Genomic DNA, 22838 nt, shown 5'->3' on the forward strand with positions numbered 1-22838 from the left:
CCCCGTCGTGACTCATGGCAAAGCTCGAACAACTCGCCGTCATGGTCGTCTCGGCCAACCAGACCATGCGCGCGCATCTGCGCACCATGCTCGACAGTTTTGGCATGCATGAGGTGCAGTTCGCCACATCCGCGGCAACCGCCATCCGCAAGCTGCGCGAAGAGCATTACGACCTCATCCTGAGCGAGCACGATCTCGGCGACGACGCCCAGGATGGTCAGCACCTGCTCGAGGACCTGCGCACGCGAGGCATCATCCCGCGCTCGACCGTGTTCATCATGATCTCCGGTGAGCGCAGCTATGAGCGAGTGGTCGGCACCGCCGAGTTTGCACCCGACGATTACGTCCTCAAACCCTTCACGCCGGGCATCCTGCAGGCACGCATCAACCGCGCAATCAACCGTCGCGATGCCTTCCTGCCTGTCTTCCGACTGCTGCAAGACGGGCGTATCGAGGAAGCCATGGCTTCGTGCCTGCAGGCCGAAGACCGTCACCCCGCGTGGCGCAACGACTTCATGCGTCTGCGCGCCGACACCGCCATCGAACGCGGAGAGCTGGATCTTGCTGCCGCCATCTACCGCGAGGCCCTTGAAGGCGGCGGCGCGCCATGGGCCAGACTCGGGCATGCCCGTGTGCTGATCGCCTCCGGCCTGCATGACCAGGCCGTACCGGCGCTGGAGCAACTCGTCAGCGAGAGTGAGCACTACCTGGAAGCCTACGACCTGCTCGCGCAATGTCGTGAGCGCGCGGGGCAGGCCAGCGAAGCCTGCGAAACGCTGAACGAAGCCGTACGCCGCTCACCTCGCCGCCTCGGCCGCTTGCGTCAGTTCAGCACGCTGGCCACCCGCAGCGGCGACTACCCGCAGGCCGAGCAGGCCTTGCGTCAGGTCGTGCATCTGGGCAAACGTTCGGAGTTCCGCGACCCGGCCGATCACGTCGAGCTGGCCCGGGTTCAGATCCTGCAGCAGCATGTCGAAGATGCAGCGAGCACCGTGCAAGATCTGGAGCGCAGCATGGGCAGCCTGCCCGCCGGTAAAGTCTGCTCGGCGCTGAGCAAGGCCATGCTGTTCGGCCATACGGGCGACGAGGCTGCAGCGCGCACTTCAGCGGCAGCCGCTGCGGCCGCCCTGGGTGAGGCCGGTGATCTGCCGTTGGCCATCAAGCACGAAATCGTCCGCGCCTGTCTTGCCAACGGGCTTGACGTCGAAGGCGGACAGATCGTCAGCGAAATCCTGCGTCATGCTCCCGACGAACAGACCATTCGCGAGACACGTGCCCTGCTCGCCGAACAAGGGCGCAACGACCTCTCTCAGCAAGTCGACGAGAAGCTTCACACAGAGGTACGCAACTACGTTGCCGCTGGCGCGCAGAAGGCCCAGGCCGGCGACCACGATGGGGCCGTCAGCGAGATGATGGGTGCAGTGCGCAAGATGCCAGGCAATCCGCTGGTGCTGTTCAACGCCGCGCTCGCGGTACTGCGCCACATCGAACACACCGGCTGGAACGACCGCATGGCCGAAGAGGCCCGCAGCTTGATCGCCCGCACGCGCAAGGTCGACCCTGCCAATCCGAAACTTGAGGCCCTGAGCACCTTCATGGCAGGGCTCGAACGCAAGTACGGCATGCAACCCCATCTGCAGGCCAGCGCCCCGAAAACGCCGGGGGGCGCTGCGGCGCCGCGCGCGTAGTGCTGCGCGACTTCACCCGCTGGGCGCTGCTTGCGGCGCTCACATTGCTGTTGATGCCGGCCTGCGCGCCGGGCAGCGACACGGATGACTTCCCGCCAGAGGCATGGCAGACACTGCAGCTCATCCAGCACGGGGGCCCTTTCCCCTACCGCAAGGACGGCTCCCGTTTCTTCAACCGGGAGGGGCTGTTGCCGGAGCGAGCCCGAGACTTCTACCGCGAATACACCGTACCGACACCCGGCGCACACGACCGCGGCGCGCGGCGTATCGTCAGCGGCGGCAACCCGCCCGAAGTGTTCTACTACACGGCCGACCACTACCGCAGCTTTCGCCGCATGGAGCCCCGGCAATGATCGTGACGCTGCCCACCCTGCCCGAAGGCTTCCCGCTGACCAAGGCGCCAGGCGTCTTTCGCGCTGAGGCAGCCCGCCTGGAGGCCATCGTTGCCGCCGCAAAGCAGGCCGGTTGCGAAGTGCGCCAGATCAATCTGCACGCGTGCCGGGACAAGACCGAGATTCTGCAGCGCATCGCCGGCGCGCTCGACTTTCCCGACTGGTTCGGGCTCAACTGGGATGCCTTGGCGGACTGTCTGTCCGACCTCAGCTGGTTGCCGCAGAGTCCAAACTACGTATTCGTCTTCGACGGCTGCAGCGGACATGAAGAAGCCCTGCCGATACTCATCGGGATCCTGCAGCAAAGCAGCCTCGACTGGCGCGAATGCACAGTCGACATGACCTGTGTCTTCGCACTCGACGGAATCGATCAATGAACAGCGGCGACTTCAAACTCCCGGTTTCGGTGCTGGTGGTGATCCACACGCCCGATCTGCAGGTATTGCTGATCGAGCGCGTACGCCCTTCCGGGCAGTGGCAATCCGTTACCGGCAGCCTGGAACCGGGCGAAACGCCACTGCATGCGGCCGTGCGGGAGGTCGAGGAAGAAACCGGGCTGCGCTGCGAGGCCGCGGATTTCCGCGATTGGCGTCACACCAACCGCTTCCGTATTCGCGGGCCGTGGCGGCCGATGTATGCACCGGACGTCACCCACAACACCGAACACGTCTTCAGTCTGTGCCTGCCAGTGCCGGTCGCCGTATGCCTTGCTCCAGGAGAGCATATCGCCCAGCAATGGCTGCCCTGGCGCGACGCGGCCGAGGCAGCATTCTCCTGGTCCAATCGCGATGCCATCCTGCGCTTGCCCGAAATCAGTCCGCAGCCCATCGGCACGGACTGAGCGCAGCTCACTCCGAGCGCAACGAATCCGCACGACCAACGGCGTAGTACATCAAACCAGCCCCCTTGACCTGGCGCGGATCGAACAGGTTGCGTCCATCCACCAGCACCGGCGTGGCAAGCTGCGACTTGAGCCGACGGAAATCAACGGTACGGAACTGCTTCCATTCCGTGCAGATCACCAGCGCATCCGCACCGGCAAGCGCATCGTCCTGATGCGGCACAAACAACAGGTCGTCACGCGCTCCATAAATGCGAGCCGCCTCTTCCATGGCCTGCGGGTCATAGGCACGGACACGCGCCCCCGCCGCCCATAGCGCCTCCATCAGCACGCGGCTGGGAGCCTCGCGCATGTCGTCTGTATCAGGCTTGAACGACAGCCCCCACAACGCAATCGTGCGCCCCTGCAGATCACCGTCAAACGCCTGCCGCAGCTTGTCGAAGAGCACGCGCTTCTGACGCAGGTTCACGGCTTCAACCGCGTCGAGCAACTCCGCCTCATAGCCAACCTCTCGTGCCGTGCGGGCCAGCGCCTGTACGTCTTTGGGAAAGCACGATCCACCGTAGCCGCAACCCGGATAGATGAAGTGGTAGCCGATGCGCGGATCCGAGCCAATACCCAGCCGCACCTGCTCTACATCCGCCCCCAGGCGTTCAGCGAGATTGGCGATCTCGTTCATGAAGCTGATCTTGGTCGCCAACATTGCATTCGCGGCGTACTTGGTCAGCTCGGCCGCGCGCGCATCCATGAACATGATCTTGTCGTGGTTGCGGCTGTACGGAGCGTAGCACTCGCGCATCAGTGCGCGGACACGCTCCGAGTCGGTGCCGACAACAATGCGCGCGCTCTTGGTGAAGTCCTCAATGGCCGCGCCTTCTTTCAGAAACTCCGGGTTGGAACACACATCGAACGGAACCTCGATGCCACGCGCCGACAACTCCGCAGCAACGGCCGCATGCACCTTGCCTGCCGTGCCGACCGGAACCGTAGACTTGTCGATGAGCACCTTGTAGTCCGTCATGTGCTGCCCGACGGTGCGGGCCACGGCGAGCACATATTGCAAGTCAGCCGAACCGTCCTCGTCCGGCGGCGTACCCACGGCGATGAAGATCAACTGCCCGAACTCGATGGCCCTGGCCGCATCGGTAGTGAAATCCAGGCGACCTTCCGCGTAATTGCTGCGCACAATGGCTTCCAGACCGGGCTCGTAGATCGGGATGTGGCCCTCATGCAAGCCACGAATCTTGGCTTCATCGACATCGACACACATCACTTCGTGGCCGACATCGGCCAGACACGCGCCGCTGACCAACCCGACATAACCTGTTCCGAAAACCGCAATCCGCATGGGGGTGAGTCCTTGTTCAAGAATGACGAGACAGATTGCACTGTGAGTGCATGCAGGCTGATTCTGAAGGCACTGATTTTCGCCGATATTGCAGCTGCCCGCCCCGTCCAATTCGACGCAGCGCCCTCCGATCCCCTACAATCGGCCAAATTTCCGGCGAACCGATGATGACCGAAACCACTCCTCCCCGCGTCGCACCCGCACTCAAGGCCGAGATCCTGGCCGAAGCCCTGCCCTACATCCAGCGCTTCTTCGACAAGACCATCGTCATCAAGTACGGCGGCAACGCCATGACCGACCCCAAGCTCAAGGATTGCTTTGCGCGCGACGTCGTGCTGCTCAAGCTGGTCGGCATGAACCCGGTGGTCGTACATGGCGGCGGACCGCAGATCGAAAGCCTGCTCAACCGGGTCGGCAAGAAGGGCGAGTTCATCCAGGGCATGCGCGTCACTGACGCCGAGACCATGGATCTGGTGGAAATGGTGCTGGGTGGCCAGGTCAACAAGGAAATCGTCAATCTGATCAACCAGCACGGCGGCAAGGCCGTCGGCCTGACCGGCAAGGACGCCGGCTTCATCCGCGCCAAGAAGCTGCTGATGCCGAAGAAGGACGCACCGGGCGATGTCATCGACGTCGGTCAGGTCGGCGAGATCACGGGAATCGACCCCAGCCTGATTTCCTTCCTCGACAAAGGCGACTTCATTCCGGTGATCGCGCCGATCGGCGTCGGCTCAGGCGGTGAAACCTACAATATCAACGCAGATGTGGTCGCCGGCAAACTCGCCGAAATCCTGCACGCGGAAAAACTGGTACTGCTGACCAACACTCCGGGCGTGCTCGACGAGAACGGCAAGCTGCTCACCGGCCTCACGCCGCGCGAAATCGACGAGCTCGTCGACAACGGCACGCTGTCCGGCGGCATGCTGCCGAAGATCGGCTCTGCGCTTGATGCTGCGCGTAGCGGCGTGAAATCGGTGCACGTCATCGACGGCCGCGTCGAACACTGCCTGCTGCTCGAAATCCTGACCGACCACGGCGTCGGCACGATGATCAAGAGCAAGTAAAGCTGTGGGCCTCAGGCCCGCAGCAGTTGCATCCTGCGCATCACGTCGATCACCTGGTCGGCGGCTTCTTCCGGCGTCATGTTGGCCGCATCGAGCCGTATCTCGGGTGCTTCGGGCACTTCATAGGGCGAATCGATGCCGGTGAAGTTCTTCAGCTCGCCCCGCCGCGCCTTGCGGTACAGCCCTTTCACGTCGCGGGCCTCGGCGACCTCCAGCGGAGTGTCGACGAACACTTCAAGGAACTCGCCATCGGGCAGCAGCCCGCGCGCCATGCGCCGCTCGGAGCGGAACGGCGAGATGAAGGCCGTAATCACGATCAGGCCTGCATCGGCCATCAGCCGTGCCACTTCAGCGACGCGGCGGATATTCTCGACACGGTCGGCGTCGGTGAAGCCCAGGTCCTTGTTCAAACCATGGCGCACGTTGTCGCCGTCGAGCAAGTAGGTGTGATATCCCTGCGCGTGCAGGCGCTTCTCGACCAGGTTGGCAATCGTGGACTTGCCGGCCCCGGAAAGACCTGTGAGCCACAGCACGCACGGCTTTTGCCCCTTGCTGGCGGCGCGGGCAAGCTTGTCCACATCGACGTGCTGCAGGTGGATGTTGTGTGCGCGACGCAGCGCAAAATTGAGCATGCCGGCACCGACCGTGGCGTTGCTCAGACGGTCGATGAGAATGAAGCCGCCGGTGTCACGGTTACGCGCATAGGCATCGAACGCAATCGCTCGATCGAGACCAAGGTTGCATTCCGCAATGCCGTTGAGCTCCAGCTTGCGTGCAGCAATATGCTCCAGCGTGTTGACGTTGACCTGATGCTTGATCGCAGTCACCGTCGCCGTCACCGTGCGCGCGCCGATCTTCATCAGATAGGGACGCCCGGGCAACATCGGCTCGTCGGACATCCACACCAGCGTGCATTCGAACTGGTCAGCGACCTCAGCGGGAGCGTCGGTACCCGACAGCATGTCGCCACGCGAGATATCGATTTCGTCCGCTAGCGTCAGCGTCACCGACTGGCCAGCCACCGCCTGCTGCAGGTCTCCATCGCGCGTGACGATGCGCGCCACCGTGCTCTCCTTGCCTGAAGGTTGCACACGGACGCGATCACCGGGGCGCAGCGAGCCGCCTGCAATTGTGCCGGCAAAGCCGCGGAAATCCAGATCCGGCCGGTTCACCCATTGCACCGGCATACGGAACGAGCCGCGTTGGGCACGTTCGTCGTCGACCTCGATGGTTTCGAGGTAGCCCATCAAGGTCGTGCCGTGATACCAGGGCATCGCCGCTGACGGCTCGATAATATTGTCGCCCTTGTAGGCGGACAGCGGGATGAAGGTCACTTCACTGATGCCGAGCTGCGCTGCAAAGGCACTGTAGTTGTCGACAATGCTCAGAAAGATATTCTCTGCGTAATCAACAAGATCCATCTTGTTGATGGCGACGACGATGTGGCGAATGCCGAGCAGGTTCACCAGAAAGCTGTGGCGCCGCGTCTGCGTCAGAACACCTTTGCGCGCATCCACCATCAACACGGCTGCGTCAGCAGTAGAAGCGCCGGTGACCATGTTGCGTGTGTACTGCTCGTGTCCCGGTGTGTCGGCGACGATGAACTTGCGCTTGTCGGTCGAAAAGAAGCGATAGGCCACATCGATGGTGATGCCCTGTTCGCGCTCGGCAGCCAAACCGTCGACGAGCAGTGCAAAATCGATGGAATCGCCCTGCGTACCCCACTTCCTGGAATCAGCCTCGACCGCTGCGAGCTGGTCCTCGAACAGCATCTTGGACTCGAACAGCAAGCGCCCGATCAGCGTGCTCTTGCCGTCGTCCACGCTGCCGCAGGTAATGAAACGCAGCAGGCTCTTGTGCTGATGCGTCTCGAGGTATTGATCGATGTCGGTGGCAATGAGGTCCGATACGTGAGCCATCAGAAGTACCCCTCCTGCTTCTTCTTCTCCATCGATCCGGCCGAATCGTGGTCGATGGCCCGCCCCTGCCGCTCGGACGTGCGCGTCAGCAACATCTCCTGAATGATCGCGGGCAGCGTGTCGGCCTCGGACTCCACGGCCCCGGTCAGCGGATAGCAGCCCAATGTGCGGAAACGCACCTTCTTCATCATCGGCTTCTCGCCCGGCTTGAGCGGCATGCGCTCGTCGTCGACCATGATCAGCGTACCGTCGCGCTCGACCACCGGGCGCTCAGCCGCGTAATACAGCGGCACGATGGGAACGTTTTCGAGGTGGATGTACTGCCAGATGTCGAGCTCGGTCCAGTTCGAAATCGGGAACACGCGCATCGACTCGCCCTTGTGCTTGCGTGCGTTATAGAGTTTCCACAGTTCCGGGCGCTGGACTTTCGGATCCCAACGGTGCTGCGCGCTGCGGAACGAAAAGATGCGCTCCTTGGCACGACTTTTCTCCTCATCGCGGCGCGCACCACCGAAGGCCGCGTCGAACCCGAACTGGTCGAGCGCCTGCTTGAGCCCCTCGGTCTTCATGATGTCGGTATGGATGGCCGAGCCGTGCGTAAAGGGGTTGATGTCCTTCTCGACACCTTCCGGGTTGATATGCACGATCAGCTCCATGCCGGTCTCGCGCGCCATGCGCTCGCGGAAGGCATACATGTCGCGAAATTTCCAGCGCGTATCGACATGCAGCAGCGGAAACGGCGGCACGGCCGGGTAAAAGGCCTTCATCGCCAGATGCAGCATGACGGCGCTGTCCTTGCCGATCGAATACAGCATCACGGGATTGTCGGCCTCGGCCACCACCTCACGAAGGATGTGGATGCTCTCGGCTTCGAGGCGTTGAAGATGGGTCAGCGTCATCGGCAAGTCCAGTTGCAAAGGCGCCGACAGACGGTCACCGGCGGGCCCTTATAATATGCGACTTCAGGACCACTTCTTGTGACCAAAGGATACCGATGCCACTGTCTCCCGCCGGGCGCGCCGCACTGCTCGAACGCCTGATTCCGGTCGCACGCGACGCCGGACAGGCCATCCTCGATATCTACGAGACCGATTTCGAAGTACGCGGCAAGGACGACGCCTCACCGGTAACGCAAGCGGACGAGATGGCCGAGCAGATCATCGTGCAGGCGCTCGCAACGATCTCGCCTGGCGTCCCGGTGGTCGCAGAGGAAGCCGTCGCGGCGGGCAATATCCCGACAGTAGGTAACCGCTTCTGGCTGGTCGACCCGCTCGACGGCACGAAGGAATTCATCTCGCGCAACGGCGAATTCACCGTCAACATCGCACTCATCGAAGACGGCACGCCCACGCTTGGCGTCGTACTGGCGCCCGCGCTGGATCGCCTGTTCGTCGGCGCTACGGGCGTCGGAGCCTTCGTTGAGGAGGCGGGGCAGCGGCACACGATCTCGGCACGCAAACCGCCTCAGGAAGGCCTCACCGTCGTCGCCAGCCGCTCGCACGGCGACCCGGCAGCCCTGTCGGACTTTCTGCAGGGGCGCCCCATCGCCGAGTTGAAGAATGCCGGTTCATCGCTGAAGCTGTGCCTCATCGCAGCGGGAGAGGCGGATCTCTACCCGCGCCTCGGCCGCACCATGGAATGGGATATCGCTGCCGGCCACGCCGTTCTCGCGGCTGCGGGCGGCAGTGTACGCACCGTTGCGGGCCCGCCCCTCGCCTACGGCAAAGCCGGTTTCGACAATCCGCATTTCGTTGCCAGCGGCCTCGCCGGCTGATCAGGCCCGCCGATCGTGGACACCGGAGCTCTTGTCCTCGCATCGCTTGGCCTGCTCGTCGCGCTACTGGCCAGCGGACGCATCCCTCCGGCCGTGCTGTTCACGGGCTTTGCCGGGGCGTACTATCTGGCCGGGCTGGTTGACCAGCGAACTCTGCTCGCGAGCTACACCAACCCGGCGCTGGCCACCCTGATCCTGCTGCTCTGCGTATCGCTGGTCCTGGAGCGCTCGCCCTGGATCCAGCGCCTGTCCAATGCCCTGCTGAACGGCCGCCCCGCCGTCGCAACCTGGCGTCTGGGGGGCTTCGCGGCACTGTGCTCCGCCTTTCTCAACAACACCGCAGTGGTCAGCGCTCTGCTCGGGGCAGTATCGCGCCAGCGCCGGATTCCCGCCTCAAGACTGCTGCTGCCGCTGTCCTATGCATCGATCCTGGGCGGTATCACCACGCTGGTCGGCACTTCGACCAATCTGGTGGTCAATTCCTTCGTCATCGGTGCAGGCATGCCGGCGCTGGGCATGTTCTCGTTTGCGGCAGTCGGCATCCCGGTGGCCCTGCTATGCCTGTTGGCACTGCCGTTGTCTGCGCGAATGCTGCCGCAACGTCATCCGCAAACCGACGAAAATCCCCAATCCTATTTCCTGGAAGCCCGCGTCAGTCCGGAATCCCCGCTGTCCGGACGCAGCATCGAGGACAACCAGCTACGCAATCTTGACGGATTGTTCCTGCTGGAGATCGCCCGTAACGACCGGCTCATCTCGCCGGTCGGACCGGACGAAATCCTGCGTGAAGGCGACGTACTGGTGTTCACCGGAGCCATCGCCAACATCCAGACCTTGCAGCGCTTTCCGGGCCTGGAGCTGTTCGGCCACCACGCGGATGACCTGCTTGGCTCAAACCTGGTCGAAGTGGTGGTCTCGCATGAATCCGAACTCGGCGGCAAAACCTTGCGTGACGTGGATTTCCGCAGCATGTTCGATGCGGGGGTGGTCGGCATCCGGCGTGGAGAGAAGAGGCTCGAAGGCCAGCTCGGCCGCATTCCGCTGCGCGCCGGAGATTCGCTTTTGTTGGCGGTCGGCAGTGATTTCGCCCAGCACCGCAACCTCGACCGCAATTTCCGCGTCGTTGCAGGGCCACCGCTGCGTCCACCGTTGACCGGCGCCCAGAGCCGCATCGCGCTGGGTGGGTTCGCCGCCGTGCTGGCTGCATCGACGCTTGGCTGGCTGCCGCTGTTTGACGGCCTGTTGGTGCTGCTTGCCGTGCTGCTGGTGCAGAAGCTCACGACACTGGCCGAACTGCGTCGCCGTTTTCCGTTCGAGCTGCTGATGGTGATCGGGTCCGCCCTGGCCATCGCGCAGGTCATCGAGGGCAGCGGCGCCAGCACACTCATCGCCCAGGCCATGCGGACGGGCTTTGACGGCTTCGGCGTGTGGGGTGCGCTGGTTGGCGTCTACCTGATCACGCTGATCCTGACCGAACTGGTCACCAACAACGCAGCCGCAGCGCTGGCCTTCCCGGTCGCGCTGTCGACGGCGCAGGCTTTTGGCGCAGACGCCATGCCCTTCGTGATGGTGGTTGCCTACGGTGCAAGTGCGTGCTTTCTGATGCCCTCGGGCTATCAGACGCATCTGATGGTGTATTCGCCGGGGCGTTACCGGCTGACGGACTTTCTGCGGGCGGGTCTGCCGATCAGCGTGCTGTATTCAGCGGGAGTATTGCTGCTGGTGCCGCAGGTTTTCCCGTTTGCGGGCTGAAGCAAGCTCAGGCGCGGGACAGACGGTCGACGAACTCGACCACGGTGCCCACCGTTTCAAAGGAACTGCCGTCGACCTCGTCGTCGGGCACTTCGATGCCAAAGCGGATCTCGATTTCCTGAATCACGGCCAGCACGGCCATCGAGTCCAGTTCCGGCACACTGCCCAGCAACGGCGTGTCGGGCGTGAAACGCAAGCCGCGCCCATCGAGGGCCAGCACTTCGTCGAGCAGTTGCAACACATTCTGCAGGGTGTTCAAGTCATCGACCTCATTACTCATTCGCGGACTGCCGGACGCGGCGCCCAGGCGACGGCAAATCGCGCATTATACTTGCAAGTTCGCGCGCGGCCGGCTCCGCGCCCAGACCAGCCCGACGGAACCGCATGAACAGCACGACCCTGCTGCACGATCTGGTGTTCGCCGCCGCAATGCGCGCAGGCGACGCCCCTGCCCTGACGAGCGGCGCGCACACCTTGCGCTACGCCGAACTCGCTGCCTTGTGCGAGAGCGTTGCCGGCGGCCTGGCGGCGTTTGGACTGGCACGCGGCGAACGCGTCGCAATCTATCTCGACAAGCGCCCCGAGTTTGTTGCGGCGGCCTTTGGCGCCACGGCGGCAAGCGGCACCTTTGTACCGCTCAATCCGCTGCTCAAGCCCGAACAGGTCGGCTACATCCTGCGCGACTGCAACGTGCGTGTACTCATCACCAGCGCCGAGCGCCTGCCGCTGCTGGAAGCCACACTCGCCGGCTGTCATGACTTGAGGCAAGTCGTCGTCACCGGATCAATCGATGAGCTGCCGCACTTCGAAGGCGTCAGCACGCACCGCTGGCAGGAACTGCTTGACGCGGTGCCCCGCCGCACCGACAGCCGCATCATCGACAGCGACATGGCCGCCATCCTGTACACCTCGGGCAGCACGGGGCGTCCGAAAGGCGTGGTGCTGTCGCATCGCAACCTGATTGCCGGCGCGCAGAGCGTTGCCCAGTACCTCGACAACCAGCCCGACGACGTACTGCTGGCCGCACTGCCGCTGTCCTTCGACGCCGGCTTCTCTCAGCTCACCACGGCCTTCCATGTCGGTGCCCGCGTCGTGTTGCTCAACTACCTGTTGCCGCGCGACGTGCTCAAGGCCGTCACGCGCGAACGCGTGACCGGCCTCACTGCCGTACCCCCACTGTGGATCCAGCTCGCACGCCTGGACTGGCCAGACGGCACGGACGAGCATCTGCGCTATTTCGCCACCACCGGCGGGCGCATGCCACTCGACGCCTTGCGCACCCTGCGCAGCAAACTGCCGCGCACCCGTCCGTTCCTGATGTACGGCCTGACCGAAGCCTTCCGCGCCACCTATCTTCCACCCGAGCAGGCCGAGACCCGCCCCAACTCGATCGGCAAGGCCATTCCCAATGCCGAGGTACTGGTCCTGCGGGAGGATGGCTCGGAATGCGCGCCGCACGAGCCGGGCGAACTCGTACAGCGTGGTCCGCTGGTCGCCATGGGCTACTGGAACGACACCGAGAAGACGGCCGAACGCTTCCGCCCGTTGCCCACGCATCTGTCCTGTCGCTGCGACGGTCTGGTGCTGCCGGAAATCGCCGTATTCTCGGGCGACACCGTACGCCGCGACGAAGAAGGCTACTTCTACTTCATCGGGCGGCGCGACGAGATGATCAAGACCTCGGGCTATCGCGTCAGTCCGACCGAGATCGAAGAGGTGCTGTACGCCATACGCATGGTCGGTGAATGCGTTGCGTTCGGCATGCCCGATGCCACACTCGGCCAGGTCATCCACGCCGTGGTTACGCCCGCCGGCGACGAGCCGGTGGACTGCGAAGCATTGCTTGCCGAATGCCGCACACGCATGCCGGCCTATATGGTGCCGAATCGCATTGAAGTGCGCACAGGCCCGCTGCCGCGCAACCCCAATGGCAAGATCGACCGCAAGGCGCTGGCCGCCGTGGCCGGAGAGGAATCCTGATGAACGAACCCCGCCCGGCGCCCGTACACGCGCCGATGAACCAGTTTGCCCGCTCCGGCAACGAACTGCTGATCGGCGGCATCCCGCTCTCGCGGCTGGCCGAACGCGCTGGCGGAACGCCCTTTTTCGCCTACGACCGCAGCCTGCTCGACGCGCGCGTGGCCGAATTGCGCACGGCGCTGCCAACGGCCGTCGAACTGCACTACGCGATCAAATCCAACCCCATGCCGGCGCTGGTGCAACATCTCGCCACGCAGGTCGACGGCCTGGACGTCGCTTCTGCGGGCGAACTCGGCGTCGCGCTCAACGCTGGCTGTGCTCCCGGCAACATCAGCTTTGCCGGCCCGGGAAAATCGCGCGCAGAACTGCAACAAGCCGTTGCCGCTGGCGTCTTGCTGAACATCGAATCACTGCGTGAAACACGCGAACTGGCCGACATCTCCGCCGCCACCGGCTGGCCGGCGCGCGTTGCGGTACGCGTCAATCCCGACTTCGAGCTGAAAAGCTCCGGCATGCGCATGGGCGGCGGCGCCAAACAGTTCGGCGTGGATGCCGAAGAAGTGCCGCAACTGCTCGCCGAGATCGGCGCGCTGGGGCTGGCCTTCGAGGGTTTCCATATCTTCGCCGGTTCGCAGAATCTGCGCGCCGAGGCTATTGTCGAAGCCCAACATCTGTCTTTTGAGCTGGCGCTACGCCTCAGCGAAAAGGCGCCGGCGCCACCCCGCCTCATCAACCTCGGCGGGGGCTTCGGCATTCCGTATTTTCCAGGCGACACCCGGCTGGATCTCGCACCCGTCGGCGACAACCTCGCTGCCCTTGCGGAAGAAGCCACCCGGCGCATGCCCGGCGCACGTCTCGCACTGGAGCTCGGGCGTTATCTGGTTGGTGAAGCGGGCATTTACGTGTGCCGCGTAGTCGACCGCAAGGTGTCGCGCGGCCAGACGTTCCTGATCTGCGACGGCGGCCTCAACCACCACCTCGCCGCTTCCGGAAATTTCGGTCAGGTGCTGCGCAAGAATTTTCCGGTCGCCATCGGCAACCGCATGAACGCACCTGCCGGAGAGCCGGTCAACGTCGTCGGGCCGCTATGCACGCCGCTCGATCTGCTGGCCGACCGCATGCTGCTTCCGGACGCGGGGCCGGGCGATTTCGTAGTGGTGTTCCAGTCCGGTGCCTACGGCGCGACCGCCAGTCCGCAGGCCTTCCTCGGGCATCCGGTACCGCGCGAGATTCTGGTCTAGCCTACTTCACGCGGCGGCCTGTGCCGCCGCGCACACCGCGCAGTCGGGATCACGCACGATACCGATGCTACGCCACTCCATGCGCAGACCGTCGAGCAACAGCAGACGGCCTGACAGCGAAGTGCCACAGCCGATGATGAGCTTGAGCGCCTCGGCCGCCTGTGTCGCGCCGACGATGCCGGTGAGCGGCGCGAAGACCCCCATCACCGCACAACGCACCTCCTCGACATCCTCGCCTTCCGGGAACAGGCAGTGATAGCAGGGCCCGTCGCTGCGCAGGTCGAACACCGAGATCTGTCCGTCAAAGCGAATGGCCGCCCCCGATACCAGCGGCACGCGATGGCGCACACAGGCACGATTGACGGCATGTCGGGTCACGAAGTTGTCGGAACAGTCGAGCACCACGTCCGCCAGCGCGACCTGCTCATCGAGCGCATTGCCCTCCAGGCGCATGGCCAGCGTCTCGATCCGCGCTTCGGGATTGATGCGGTGCAAGGTGCGTTCGCCCGAGGCCACCTTGAAGTCGCCCACACTGTCCGCCGTGTGCAGGATCTGTCGCTGCAGATTGGTGAGATCGACGGTATCGTGGTCCGCCAGGACCAGGGTGCCGACGCCAGCGCTGGCCAGATACATCGACGCGGGCGAGCCCAGCCCGCCCGCGCCAAGCACCAGAACGCGTGCGGCAAGCAGCGCCTCCTGCCCCTCCACACCAATTTCAGGCAGCAGGATGTGGCGGCTGTAGCGCAGGAGTTGATCGTCGTTCATGGGCTGTGGAGCAATGCAGTGGCCGCGCCGAAGCGACGGCGAAAGCCTACTTGTAGTCGCGCAGCTCCACCGGCGTATCGTCGTGATCGCCGTGCGGATGCTGGTCGTAGACCTTGATGTAGACCTCGTTGGATTTCTTGATCAGGCGCTCGGGCGATAGCAGGTTGTGGCGCTGGGTCTCTTCGCAGAAATACACGATGGCCCGCACCAGCTTGGCATAGAGGCTGTTGTCGAGGTGGTAGCCGGCGTCACGCAGCGCCTCCTCAAGCAGTTCCAGCGAGTAGTCGAGGATTGAATAGCGCACACACAGCGAACGGGCCGAGGGCCCGTCCGAAACGAATACACCCTTGAGCGTGAGCAGGGCTTCGCGCGCACGCTCCAGCTGTCCGGCGGGCGATGCGGCAAAACGCAGCTCGCGCTCTTTCTCAAGGCCCGCGCCGGGCGACGGGTGGTCGTGATTCCTGCCCGCCAGCTTGTATGCCGTTTCCCGTCGCATTGCCCCTGCCCCCGTGCGCCCGATCAGTTTTTATTCTGGACGATCTGCTCACCCTTGAGAAGCTTGATGGCCTGTGCAAGCTGGTAATCGTCCGCGCCACCCAGCTCAAAGCGCGGTGACGGAGTCTCGTCTTCGGGCTGTGCGGTGGCATTTTCAGCGCTGCCTTCAACCGGCGGCTTTTCGTCAGCCCCGATCAGGTGGCCCAGCAGATCGGCCTCGCGCACTCGGCGTGCAGAGCCATTCTCCGTTTCCTCGATCACGATATCGGGCTCGATACCCTTGGCCTGAATCGAGCGCCCGCTGGGCGTGTAATAGCGCGCCGTGGTCAGCTTGATGGCGGACTGGCTGTTGAGCGGCAGGATGGTCTGTACCGAACCCTTGCCGAAAGTCTGGGTGCCGACCACCTTAGCCCGGCCGTGATCCTGCAGCGCACCGGCCACGATCTCGCTGGCCGAAGCCGAGCCGGCGTTAACCAGTACGACCATCGGCACGTTGCGGGCGTAATCGGGCAGCTGGCGCAGGAAGTCGTCGCGACGTCCGCGCAGATAGTCTTCTGGCGTTGCCAGATACTCGCGACGCGCGTCCGGCGCACGGCCGTCGGTCGACACCACCAGCGTCTCGCGCGGCAGGAAAGCCGCTGACACGCCGATCGCACCGTGCAGCAGACCACCCGGATCGTTACGCAGATCCAGCACCAGCCCGGTCAGCGGGCCGTCCTTGGCGATGCGATTGAGGTGTTCGACCACTGATTCGGCAGTGTTTTCCTGGAACTGCGCGACCCGCAAGTAACCGAAACCCGGCTCAAGCACCTTGGAACGCACGCTCTGCACGCGGATGACCTCGCGCGTGATCTTCACGACGATCGGGGCCGAATCGCCCTTGCGCATGATGGTCAGGGTGATGCTGGTGTTCGGCTTGCCGCGCATGCGCTTGACCGCGTCGCTGAGCGTCATGCCTTTGACAGGGGTTTCGTCGAGCTTGACGATCAGATCGCCCGCCTGCACCCCGGCACGGAAGGCCGGCGTGTCCTCGATCGGGGAAACAACCTTGACGAAACCGTCTTCCATGCCGACTTCGATGCCAAGGCCGCCGAACTCGCCCTGCGTACCTTCGCGCAATTCCTTGAAGGCCTCGGCGTCGAGGTAGGCAGAGTGCGGATCAAGGTTGCTGAGCATGCCGCTGATCGCGTGATTGATCAGCGTCTTGTCCTCGACCGGCTCGACATAGCCCTGCTTGATGGCGTTGAAGACGTCCGCGAAGGCGCGCAACTCCTCAACCGGCAAGGGTGCCGGCGAAGTACGGTCGGCGACCGCCGAAAAATTCAAACTGATCAACACGCCGGCCACCAGCCCGGTAAAGATCAGCCCCAGTTTCTGCAGCTTGCTACGCATGACGACTCCATGAATTCGGATTGCACCGGATCAGCGACGACGCATCCAGCCCAGCGGATCGACCGGCTCGCCCTTGTGCCTGAGCTCGAAGTATAAGCCCGAATCAGGCACCCCTCCGCTTGCACCAACGTAAGCAATGGCATCCCCGCCGGCGACGCGCTCCCCGACGACGCGCAAGACGGCATCGTTGTAGCCGTAGATCGTCAGGTAGTCGTCGCCGTGGTCAACGATGATGAGATTGCCATAACCACGCAGCCAGTCCGAGAAGACCACCTCGCCCCCGGCCACCGCACGCACTTCGTCGCCATCGTTGGCCCGGATGAACAGGCCACGCCAGCGGGTGCCACCATCATCCCTCTGAGCACCAAAGCGGCCGGCAAGTTCGCCTTGCACGGGAAAACCCAGACGCCCGCGCAAACTGCCAAAGGGCGCGGCCGGAGCGGATTGGGCCAGTGGCCCGGTGTCGATGTTGGTCACGGGCGCCGACGGCGGGCGCGGCGCGGCGCGGCGCTCGGCCTGGAACTTCAGCAGATCGATGACGCGCCCGAGCTGCAGGCGGTCTTCGCGCAAGGCCCCGATCTGGCCTTCCTGCCCGCGCAACTCGCCGGACAGTTCGGCCACCACAGCCGCACGGCGAGCCAGCACTTTTTCCAGTTGCGCCTGTTCCTGCCGCTGCGCGCCCTCAAGCTCGACCATCCGGTCACGCCGCTGCGAGGCTTCGGCAGCCAACCGCTCCTGCTCTCGCAGATCGGCTCGCAAACCATCGAGCAGCTCAAGCCGGGCGCGGCCAACGTGTTCCAGATAGCGTGCATCGCGCGCGATCTGGTTGGGATCACCACCAGACAGGAAGGGCGCAACATCACTGCCACCATGCATGTAATGCCGGCGCAGCAGCGAGGCCAGTTCCTCACGGCGCGTCTCGATCCGCTGCGCGACCTTTTCGCCCTCGGACTCGGCTGCGGCCAGCTCGCGCTCGGCCACGCTGCGCTGCTGCCGGAGACTACGCAGTTTGCGACGCGCAGCCGACACCGCCCGCTCGGCCTCGGCCATGGCCTCGGCTTCCTTGCCGTGCGAAGCACGAGTGCGCGCAATCTCGGCCTCCAGGCCGCGAATGCGCGACTGCACTTCCTCCAGTTCGGCGCGCCGCTGCTCGATCGAGGGCTCCGCCCCGAGCGGAGCACCCGCCAGCATCAGGCAGGCCACCAGCGCAACACGCGGCAAAAAAGACGGGAGGCGGGCCCTCACGGCCGTCGGTCAGCCCTGCGGGCCGCCGTGACGCGCCACCTCGGCCTCGGCCTTGCGGATGGTTTCCTCGTCGGCGAGGTAGTAGCTGCGGATCGGACGCAGATCGGCATCAAGCTCATACACCAGCGGTTGGCCGGTAGGGATGTTGAGCTTGACGATGTCGCTGTCCGAAATGCTGTCGAGATACTTGATCAGCGCACGCAGACTGTTGCCGTGGGCCACGATCAGCACGCGCTTGCCGGACAGGATCTCGGGAATTATGGTGGTTTCCCAATACGGCACGAAGCGCGCGACCGTGTCTTTCAGGCATTCCGCTCGCGGGAAGCGGGCACGCGGCATGGAGGCATAGCGCTGGTCATCGCAGTTCAGACGCTCATCGCCATCTTCGAGCGGTGGCGGCGAGGTCTCGTACGAGCGCCGCCAGACCAACACCTGATCATCGCCAAAACGCGTCGCTGTTTCGGCCTTGTTGAGGCCTTGCAGCGCACCGTAGTGACGTTCGTTGAGGCGCCAGGAATGCTTCACCGGCAACCACAACTGATCGAGCTCCTCGAGCACGACGTTGAGGGTCTTGATGGCGCGCTTGAGCACCGACGTATAGGCACGGTCAAAAGAGTAGCCTTCCCTGCGGAGCAGCTGGCCGGCTGAATGGGCCTCCGCCAGCCCCTTTTCGCTGAGATCCACGTCGGTCCAACCGGTAAACCGGTTTTCCTTGTTCCAGAGGGATTCGCCGTGGCGCAGCAGAACGATCTTGTACATGAAGTCTCGGGACGGTGAATTGCAAAAATCCCGGGCGCTCCGGCGAGAACAAGCTGCCTGAGTCCGGTGCGGTATTTTATACTAGTCTCCCTGTCTCGACGCTGACATGCCATGCCAACCGTGAACAACCCATCCATATTCGAGTTGATCGACAAGCACGAGCACATCGAGACTGCTGCGCGCGCCCTCAAGGCCATCGCACATCCCTTGCGCCTGAAAATCCTTTGCGTGCTCGGCGAGGGAGAAGTCTGCGTGCAGGATATCGTTGACGCGGTCGGTACATCGCAAAGCAACATTTCCCAACATCTTGCCATCCTGCGAGACAAGGGCGTGCTGCAGACCCGCAAGGACGCAAACCGCGTGTATTACCGCGTCGTCGACCAGCGCACGCTGCAGCTGATCGGGCTGATGCGCGAAGTCTTCTGCAGTCGCGACGACTGACATCTCACACCCGCAACGGAGTCTCTCCAATTGGAAGCCGAATTTCTGCAACGCAATATCCACTGGGTGGCGCTGGCCTTGGCCGCCGTCACCTTCATCATCGTCGACACCATCCGTACGCTGGGTAACAAGTCGATCATTTCGCCGCTCGAAGCCACGTTGAAGATCAACCGCGACGACGCCGTGGTGATCGACATCCGCGAACAGGGTGAATACGCCCAGGGCCACATCCCCAATGCTCGCCACATCCCGATGGGCGAGCTGGAGCGTCGCATGCCCGAGCTCGAGAAGCTCAAGCCGGCGCCGATCATCCTGTGCTGCGCCAGCGGTTCGCGCTCGCGCAGTGCCTCCTCCAAACTGCAGAAGGCCGGCTTCGATCAGGTGTTCAACCTGCAGGGCGGCCTGGCGGAGTGGGAGAAAGCCGGCAACCCGCTGACCACCGGACGCAAGCCCAAAGGCAAGAAGGCATGATGGCGCACATCCGCATGTACACCAGCGCGGTATGCCCCTACTGCGTACGCGCCGAACAGCTGCTCAACAGTCGCGGTGTGACCGCACTGGAAAAGATTCGCGTCGATCTCGACCCTTCGCTGCGCGACGAGATGATGAAAATCACCGGCCGGCGCACGGTTCCGCAGATCTTCATTGGCGATTACCATGTGGGTGGCTGCGACGACCTGATCGACCTTGATCGCTCCGGACGTCTCGATACCCTGCTCGCCCGCACGGCTGACTGACACACTCACCCTTCAAGACCAGGACAATGACCGAACAAGCCCAACCCGTCTTCTCGATCGAAAAGATCTACGTCAAGGACCTCTCGCTCGAGATCCCGCACGCCCCGCAGATCTACCTGCAACTCGACAACACCAAGCTCAACATCGAGTTCAGCACCAGCGGCAAGAACATCGAAGAAGGCATCTACGAGGTCTCGCTGGTGGTCAATGTTTCGGCCAGCGTGCCCGACGGGCGTACCGTGTTCCTGGTTGAAGTGGCGCAGGCCGGCATCTTCCAGCTGCGCAACATCCCCGAAGCCGAACTCGAGCCGGTGATGATGATCGGCTGCGCCAATGTGCTCTTCCCGTATGCGCGCGAGACCGTGTCCGACACGATCACCCGCGCTGGCTTCCAGCCGGTGCTGCTGCAGCCGGTCAACTTCGAGGCGCTGTACCAGTCGCAAAAGCAGCAAGGCGCCGCCTCCACCGACGAACAGGATCAGTAATCATGAACAATCGCCCCCTCCGCAGTCTGGTCCTCGCCTCCGTGCTGGCTCTGTCTGCAGCGGGCGCGCAGGCGGCCCTCAAGTTCAACTCCGTTGCCGAGCCGGCGGTGCTGTATGAAACGCCCTCGGAACAGGGTCGCAAACTGTTCATCGCCTCCCCCGGCACGCCCGTGGAAGTCGTCGTCGAGCTTGACCAGTGGGTCAAGGTGCGCGATCCGAGCGGCTCGATCAACTGGATCCAGCGCAGCGCGCTGCGCAAGGAGCGCACCGTGCTGATCACCGCCGAAAAAGCCTCGGCCCGACAGTCACCGGAAACCGGCGCGGGGATCAGCTTTGAAGCGGTCCGCAACGTAGTGCTGGACCTGGTCGGCGAGCCGAACGACGGCTGGATCCAGGTGCGACACAAATCCGGCATCGTCGGCTACCTCAGGGTCACCGAAGTCTGGGGGCTGTGATCTGATGCGTATCGGCGTATTTGGCGCCGGCTCGTGGGGCACGGCGCTGGCCGTGGCGTTTGCCCGCGAGCACGACGTCGTGATGTGGTCGCGCGAAACCGACCAGATCGAGCTGATGGGGAGTACGCGCCGCAACGAGGCCTATCTTCCCGGCGTCGATTTCCCCGCGCGCCTGCACGTCACACCCGATTTCGATACGGCCGCCCGCGACGCCGACCTTCATCTCATCGCCACACCGCTGGCCGGCCTGCGCAGCACAGCCAAGGCCTTGCGCGCCAGCTACCCGGATGCCCCCATGATCTGGGCCTGCAAGGGTCTGGAGGCGGACACCGGCCGCATGCCGCATGAAATCGTGTTCGAGGAAATCGGCGCGGACGCCCCTTGCGGCGTACTCACCGGCCCCAGCTTTGCGGCCGAAGTCGGCGCCGGCATGCCGACCGCCGTAACGCTGGCCTCGGCCAGCCGCGACTTCGCCGACTTCTGGGCACGCACACTGCACCAGCCGCGTTTTCGCATCTACGCCGGCACCGACTTGATCGGCGCCGAGATCGGCGGCGGGCTGAAAAACGTCATCGCCATCGCCGCCGGCGTTTCCGACGGCATGGGCTTCGGCCTCAACGCCCGCGCCGCGCTGATCACCCGCGGGCTGGCCGAAATCACCCGCCTTGGCGTTGCGCTCGGCGCCCGCCCGGAAACCCTCACCGGTCTGGCCGGCATGGGCGACCTGATCCTGACCTGCACCGGGGACCTGTCGCGCAACCGCCGCGTCGGCCTCGCGCTGGCGCGCGGCGAAGGTCTGACGGACATCCTGAAGAACCTCGGCCACGTTGCCGAAGGCGTGCCGACGGCCCGCTCAGCCGCCAGTCTGGCGGCCCGTATGGGCATCGAAATGCCCATCACCGAAGCCATCGACGCCCTGCTCCACTCTGACCACATCGGCCCGCGCGAAGCCGTCGAAAGCCTGCTCGGACGCGAACCCAAGCACGAACATGGCTGAAACGAGCTGACGCCTCACCCCGCGCCCGCAAACCCCTGCTGACGCCACGCCTCAAACACCAGCACCGCAGCGGTATTGGCCAGATTCATGCTGCGGTTCGACGGCATCATCGGAACGCGCAACACCGCGTCCGGCCCCAGCTCGTCCAACAGTTCCTGCGGCAGTCCGCGCGTTTCCGGCCCGAACACGAACACGTCATCCGGCGCAAATGCTACCTCGGCGTAGCTGCGCGTACCCCGCACGCTCAAGGCGAACATGCGCCGTCCGACCAACGCAGCGCAGCAGGCCGCCCAGTCGCGATGCACGGCCACCCGGGCCAGATCGTGATAGTCCAGCCCGGCACGTTGCAGCTGCTTGTCGGACAGATCGAACCCCAAGGGCTCGACCAGATGCAGGCGAATGCCGGTATTCGCCGCGAGACGGATCAGGTTGCCGGTATTGGGGGGAATTTCAGGCTGGTACAGCACAACATCGAACATCGGGGCTCCGCAAACTCCGCGCGCTCAAGGCGTGCGCGCAACGACGACATTTTCCACGCGAACGGCCCCAGCGCGCTTGAGTTCTCGCGCCAGCGCTTCCAGCGTCGCCCCCGTCGTCATCACGTCATCAACCACCAGCACCGAGCGCCCGACGAAACAATCCGGGTCGGCTGCAAAGGCGCCGCGCACATTGCGCCGCCGTGCCAAACCGTTGAGCGCGGCCTGCGGCGGCCCGTCCCGCGTGCGCTGCACCGCATCCAGCCACAGCGGCAATTGCCAGGCTTGTGCCAGCGGCCGCGCCAGCTCGACCGCCTGATTGAAGCCGCGCTCACGCAGGCCGCGCGGATGCATCGGCAACGGCACGACACAATCCACCCCTTCCGGCCGCCCAGTCTGAAGCAGAAGCCCGCTAAAATACGCGGCAAGACCGAGGCGGTGCCGATACTTCAGCGCCTGCACCAGGCGATTCACCGGAAACGAATACGCCAGCGCTGCACGGCTGGCGTCGAATGCCGGCGGCCGCTTCAGGCAGCGCCCGCACACACCGGGTACTGGCAGGGACAAGGCACACACGACACACGCGGGGGCG

26 protein-coding genes are annotated in these 22838 nt (G+C 64.1%); 15 read left to right on the forward strand and 11 right to left on the reverse strand.

All coding sequences use genetic code 11. The annotated features are described in order from the left end of the window. Nucleotides 1–14 precede the first annotated feature (14 nt). The 4 genes from AC6H0R_RS02015 to nudB are packed head-to-tail and all read left to right on the forward strand — an operon-like array spanning nt 15 to nt 2921. On the forward strand, nt 15–1688 hold the full coding sequence (locus AC6H0R_RS02015; RefSeq protein ID WP_497579663.1) for a response regulator: 1674 nt from the start codon (nt 15–17) through the stop codon (nt 1686–1688). A 53-nt stretch (nt 1689–1741) separates the two neighbouring features. Further along, entirely contained in the window at nt 1742–2041 is a 300-nt protein-coding gene (locus AC6H0R_RS02020; protein ID WP_497579867.1) for a guanyl-specific ribonuclease, read from the forward strand. Further along, nucleotides 2038–2457: a barstar family protein gene (locus AC6H0R_RS02025; protein WP_497579664.1), complete on the forward strand. Its 420-nt coding sequence runs from the start codon at nt 2038–2040 to the stop codon at nt 2455–2457. Before AC6H0R_RS02020 ends, AC6H0R_RS02025 begins: the two co-directional genes overlap by 4 nt. Further along, nucleotides 2454–2921 carry a dihydroneopterin triphosphate diphosphatase gene (nudB, locus tag AC6H0R_RS02030; protein WP_497579665.1) on the forward strand — a complete coding sequence of 156 codons (468 nt, stop codon included), beginning with the start codon at nt 2454–2456 and terminating at the stop codon, nt 2919–2921. The genes AC6H0R_RS02025 and nudB overlap by 4 nt, the downstream gene beginning before the upstream one ends. Before the next feature lie 7 nt (nt 2922–2928). Here nudB and AC6H0R_RS02035 read toward each other — a convergent pair whose 3' ends face one another. Further along, the gene (locus AC6H0R_RS02035) at nt 2929–4269 is read right to left on the reverse strand and encodes a UDP-glucose dehydrogenase family protein (RefSeq protein ID WP_497579666.1); all 1341 of its coding nucleotides are present in this window, start codon (nt 4267–4269) and stop codon (nt 2929–2931) included. Between the two features lie 167 nt (nt 4270–4436). On the opposite strand from AC6H0R_RS02035, the gene argB reads away from it, so the two are divergent. Further along, nucleotides 4437–5333, forward strand: coding sequence for an acetylglutamate kinase (gene argB / locus AC6H0R_RS02040; protein ID WP_497579667.1), 897 nt, complete (start codon nt 4437–4439; stop codon nt 5331–5333). An 11-nt stretch (nt 5334–5344) separates the two neighbouring features. Here argB and cysN read toward each other — a convergent pair whose 3' ends face one another. Then, nucleotides 5345–7252 (reverse strand): sulfate adenylyltransferase subunit CysN, encoded by a 1908-nt coding sequence (gene cysN / locus AC6H0R_RS02045; protein ID WP_497579668.1) that lies wholly within the window; start codon nt 7250–7252, stop codon nt 5345–5347. Beyond that, complete coding sequence (gene cysD / locus AC6H0R_RS02050; protein ID WP_497579669.1) at nt 7252–8151, reverse strand: sulfate adenylyltransferase subunit CysD; 900 nt, start codon at nt 8149–8151, stop codon at nt 7252–7254. Before cysD ends, cysN begins: the two co-directional genes overlap by 1 nt. Nucleotides 8152–8246: 95 nt before the next feature. On the opposite strand from cysD, the gene cysQ reads away from it, so the two are divergent. Together cysQ and AC6H0R_RS02060 are read left to right on the forward strand one after the other, a co-directional pair. Continuing rightward, nucleotides 8247–9026, forward strand: coding sequence for a 3'(2'),5'-bisphosphate nucleotidase CysQ (gene cysQ, locus AC6H0R_RS02055; RefSeq protein WP_497579670.1), 780 nt, complete (start codon nt 8247–8249; stop codon nt 9024–9026). 15 nt (nt 9027–9041) lie between these two features. Then, entirely contained in the window at nt 9042–10778 is a 1737-nt protein-coding gene (locus AC6H0R_RS02060) for an SLC13 family permease (protein ID WP_497579671.1), read from the forward strand. 7 nt (nt 10779–10785) lie between these two features. Here AC6H0R_RS02060 and AC6H0R_RS02065 read toward each other — a convergent pair whose 3' ends face one another. Next, a complete protein-coding gene (locus AC6H0R_RS02065) occupies nt 10786–11058 on the reverse strand; it encodes a phosphopantetheine-binding protein (protein ID WP_497579672.1) in 273 nt (90 codons plus the stop codon). 104 nt (nt 11059–11162) lie between these two features. Here AC6H0R_RS02065 and AC6H0R_RS02070 point away from each other — a divergent pair, with 104 nt between their 5' ends. Together AC6H0R_RS02070 and AC6H0R_RS02075 are read left to right on the forward strand one after the other, a co-directional pair. Next, nucleotides 11163–12758, forward strand: a complete 1596-nt coding sequence (locus tag AC6H0R_RS02070; protein ID WP_497579673.1) for an acyl-CoA ligase (AMP-forming), exosortase A system-associated — start codon at nt 11163–11165, stop codon at nt 12756–12758. After that, on the forward strand, nt 12758–13999 hold the full coding sequence (locus tag AC6H0R_RS02075) for a pyridoxal-dependent decarboxylase, exosortase A system-associated (RefSeq protein WP_497579674.1): 1242 nt from the start codon (nt 12758–12760) through the stop codon (nt 13997–13999). Before AC6H0R_RS02070 ends, AC6H0R_RS02075 begins: the two co-directional genes overlap by 1 nt. 6 nt (nt 14000–14005) lie before the next feature. On the opposite strand, the gene AC6H0R_RS02080 is transcribed toward AC6H0R_RS02075, so the two are convergent. The 5 genes from AC6H0R_RS02080 to gpmA are packed head-to-tail and all read right to left on the reverse strand — an operon-like array spanning nt 14006 to nt 18655. Further along, nucleotides 14006–14764, reverse strand: coding sequence for a HesA/MoeB/ThiF family protein (locus AC6H0R_RS02080; RefSeq protein ID WP_497579675.1), 759 nt, complete (start codon nt 14762–14764; stop codon nt 14006–14008). 46 nt (nt 14765–14810) lie between these two features. Continuing rightward, nucleotides 14811–15260: a hypothetical protein gene (locus AC6H0R_RS02085; protein WP_497579676.1), complete on the reverse strand. Its 450-nt coding sequence runs from the start codon at nt 15258–15260 to the stop codon at nt 14811–14813. A gap of 23 nt (nt 15261–15283) precedes the next feature. Beyond that, a complete protein-coding gene (locus AC6H0R_RS02090; RefSeq protein WP_497579677.1) occupies nt 15284–16651 on the reverse strand; it encodes a S41 family peptidase in 1368 nt (455 codons plus the stop codon). A 30-nt stretch (nt 16652–16681) separates the two neighbouring features. Beyond that, nucleotides 16682–17896, reverse strand: coding sequence for a murein hydrolase activator EnvC family protein (locus AC6H0R_RS02095; protein WP_497579678.1), 1215 nt, complete (start codon nt 17894–17896; stop codon nt 16682–16684). Nucleotides 17897–17905: 9 nt separating this feature from the next. Beyond that, on the reverse strand, nt 17906–18655 hold the full coding sequence (gene gpmA / locus AC6H0R_RS02100) for a 2,3-diphosphoglycerate-dependent phosphoglycerate mutase (RefSeq protein WP_497579679.1): 750 nt from the start codon (nt 18653–18655) through the stop codon (nt 17906–17908). A 120-nt stretch (nt 18656–18775) separates the two neighbouring features. Here gpmA and AC6H0R_RS02105 point away from each other — a divergent pair, with 120 nt between their 5' ends. The 6 genes from AC6H0R_RS02105 to AC6H0R_RS02130 are packed head-to-tail and all read left to right on the forward strand — an operon-like array spanning nt 18776 to nt 21770. Further along, the gene (locus AC6H0R_RS02105) at nt 18776–19096 is read left to right on the forward strand and encodes an ArsR/SmtB family transcription factor (RefSeq protein WP_497579680.1); all 321 of its coding nucleotides are present in this window, start codon (nt 18776–18778) and stop codon (nt 19094–19096) included. Nucleotides 19097–19126: 30 nt separating this feature from the next. Further along, complete coding sequence (locus tag AC6H0R_RS02110) at nt 19127–19567, forward strand: rhodanese-like domain-containing protein (protein WP_497579681.1); 441 nt, start codon at nt 19127–19129, stop codon at nt 19565–19567. Then, nucleotides 19564–19833: a glutaredoxin 3 gene (gene grxC, locus AC6H0R_RS02115; RefSeq protein ID WP_497579682.1), complete on the forward strand. Its 270-nt coding sequence runs from the start codon at nt 19564–19566 to the stop codon at nt 19831–19833. The genes AC6H0R_RS02110 and grxC overlap by 4 nt, the downstream gene beginning before the upstream one ends. A gap of 26 nt (nt 19834–19859) precedes the next feature. Further along, nucleotides 19860–20318 carry a protein-export chaperone SecB gene (secB, locus tag AC6H0R_RS02120; protein WP_497579683.1) on the forward strand — a complete coding sequence of 153 codons (459 nt, stop codon included), beginning with the start codon at nt 19860–19862 and terminating at the stop codon, nt 20316–20318. A 2-nt stretch (nt 20319–20320) separates the two neighbouring features. Next, nucleotides 20321–20773, forward strand: a complete 453-nt coding sequence (locus tag AC6H0R_RS02125) for an SH3 domain-containing protein (protein ID WP_497579684.1) — start codon at nt 20321–20323, stop codon at nt 20771–20773. 4 nt (nt 20774–20777) lie between these two features. After that, nucleotides 20778–21770, forward strand: coding sequence for an NAD(P)H-dependent glycerol-3-phosphate dehydrogenase (locus tag AC6H0R_RS02130; RefSeq protein ID WP_497579685.1), 993 nt, complete (start codon nt 20778–20780; stop codon nt 21768–21770). 14 nt (nt 21771–21784) lie between these two features. On the opposite strand, the gene AC6H0R_RS02135 is transcribed toward AC6H0R_RS02130, so the two are convergent. After that, complete coding sequence (locus AC6H0R_RS02135; RefSeq protein WP_497579686.1) at nt 21785–22249, reverse strand: tRNA (cytidine(34)-2'-O)-methyltransferase; 465 nt, start codon at nt 22247–22249, stop codon at nt 21785–21787. Between the two features lie 24 nt (nt 22250–22273). Then, the gene (locus tag AC6H0R_RS02140) at nt 22274–22708 is read right to left on the reverse strand and encodes a ComF family protein (RefSeq protein WP_497579687.1); all 435 of its coding nucleotides are present in this window, start codon (nt 22706–22708) and stop codon (nt 22274–22276) included. Between the last annotated feature and the right edge of the window lie 130 nt (nt 22709–22838).

It is taken from the genome of Pseudazoarcus sp. NS36 (assembly GCF_059703705.1).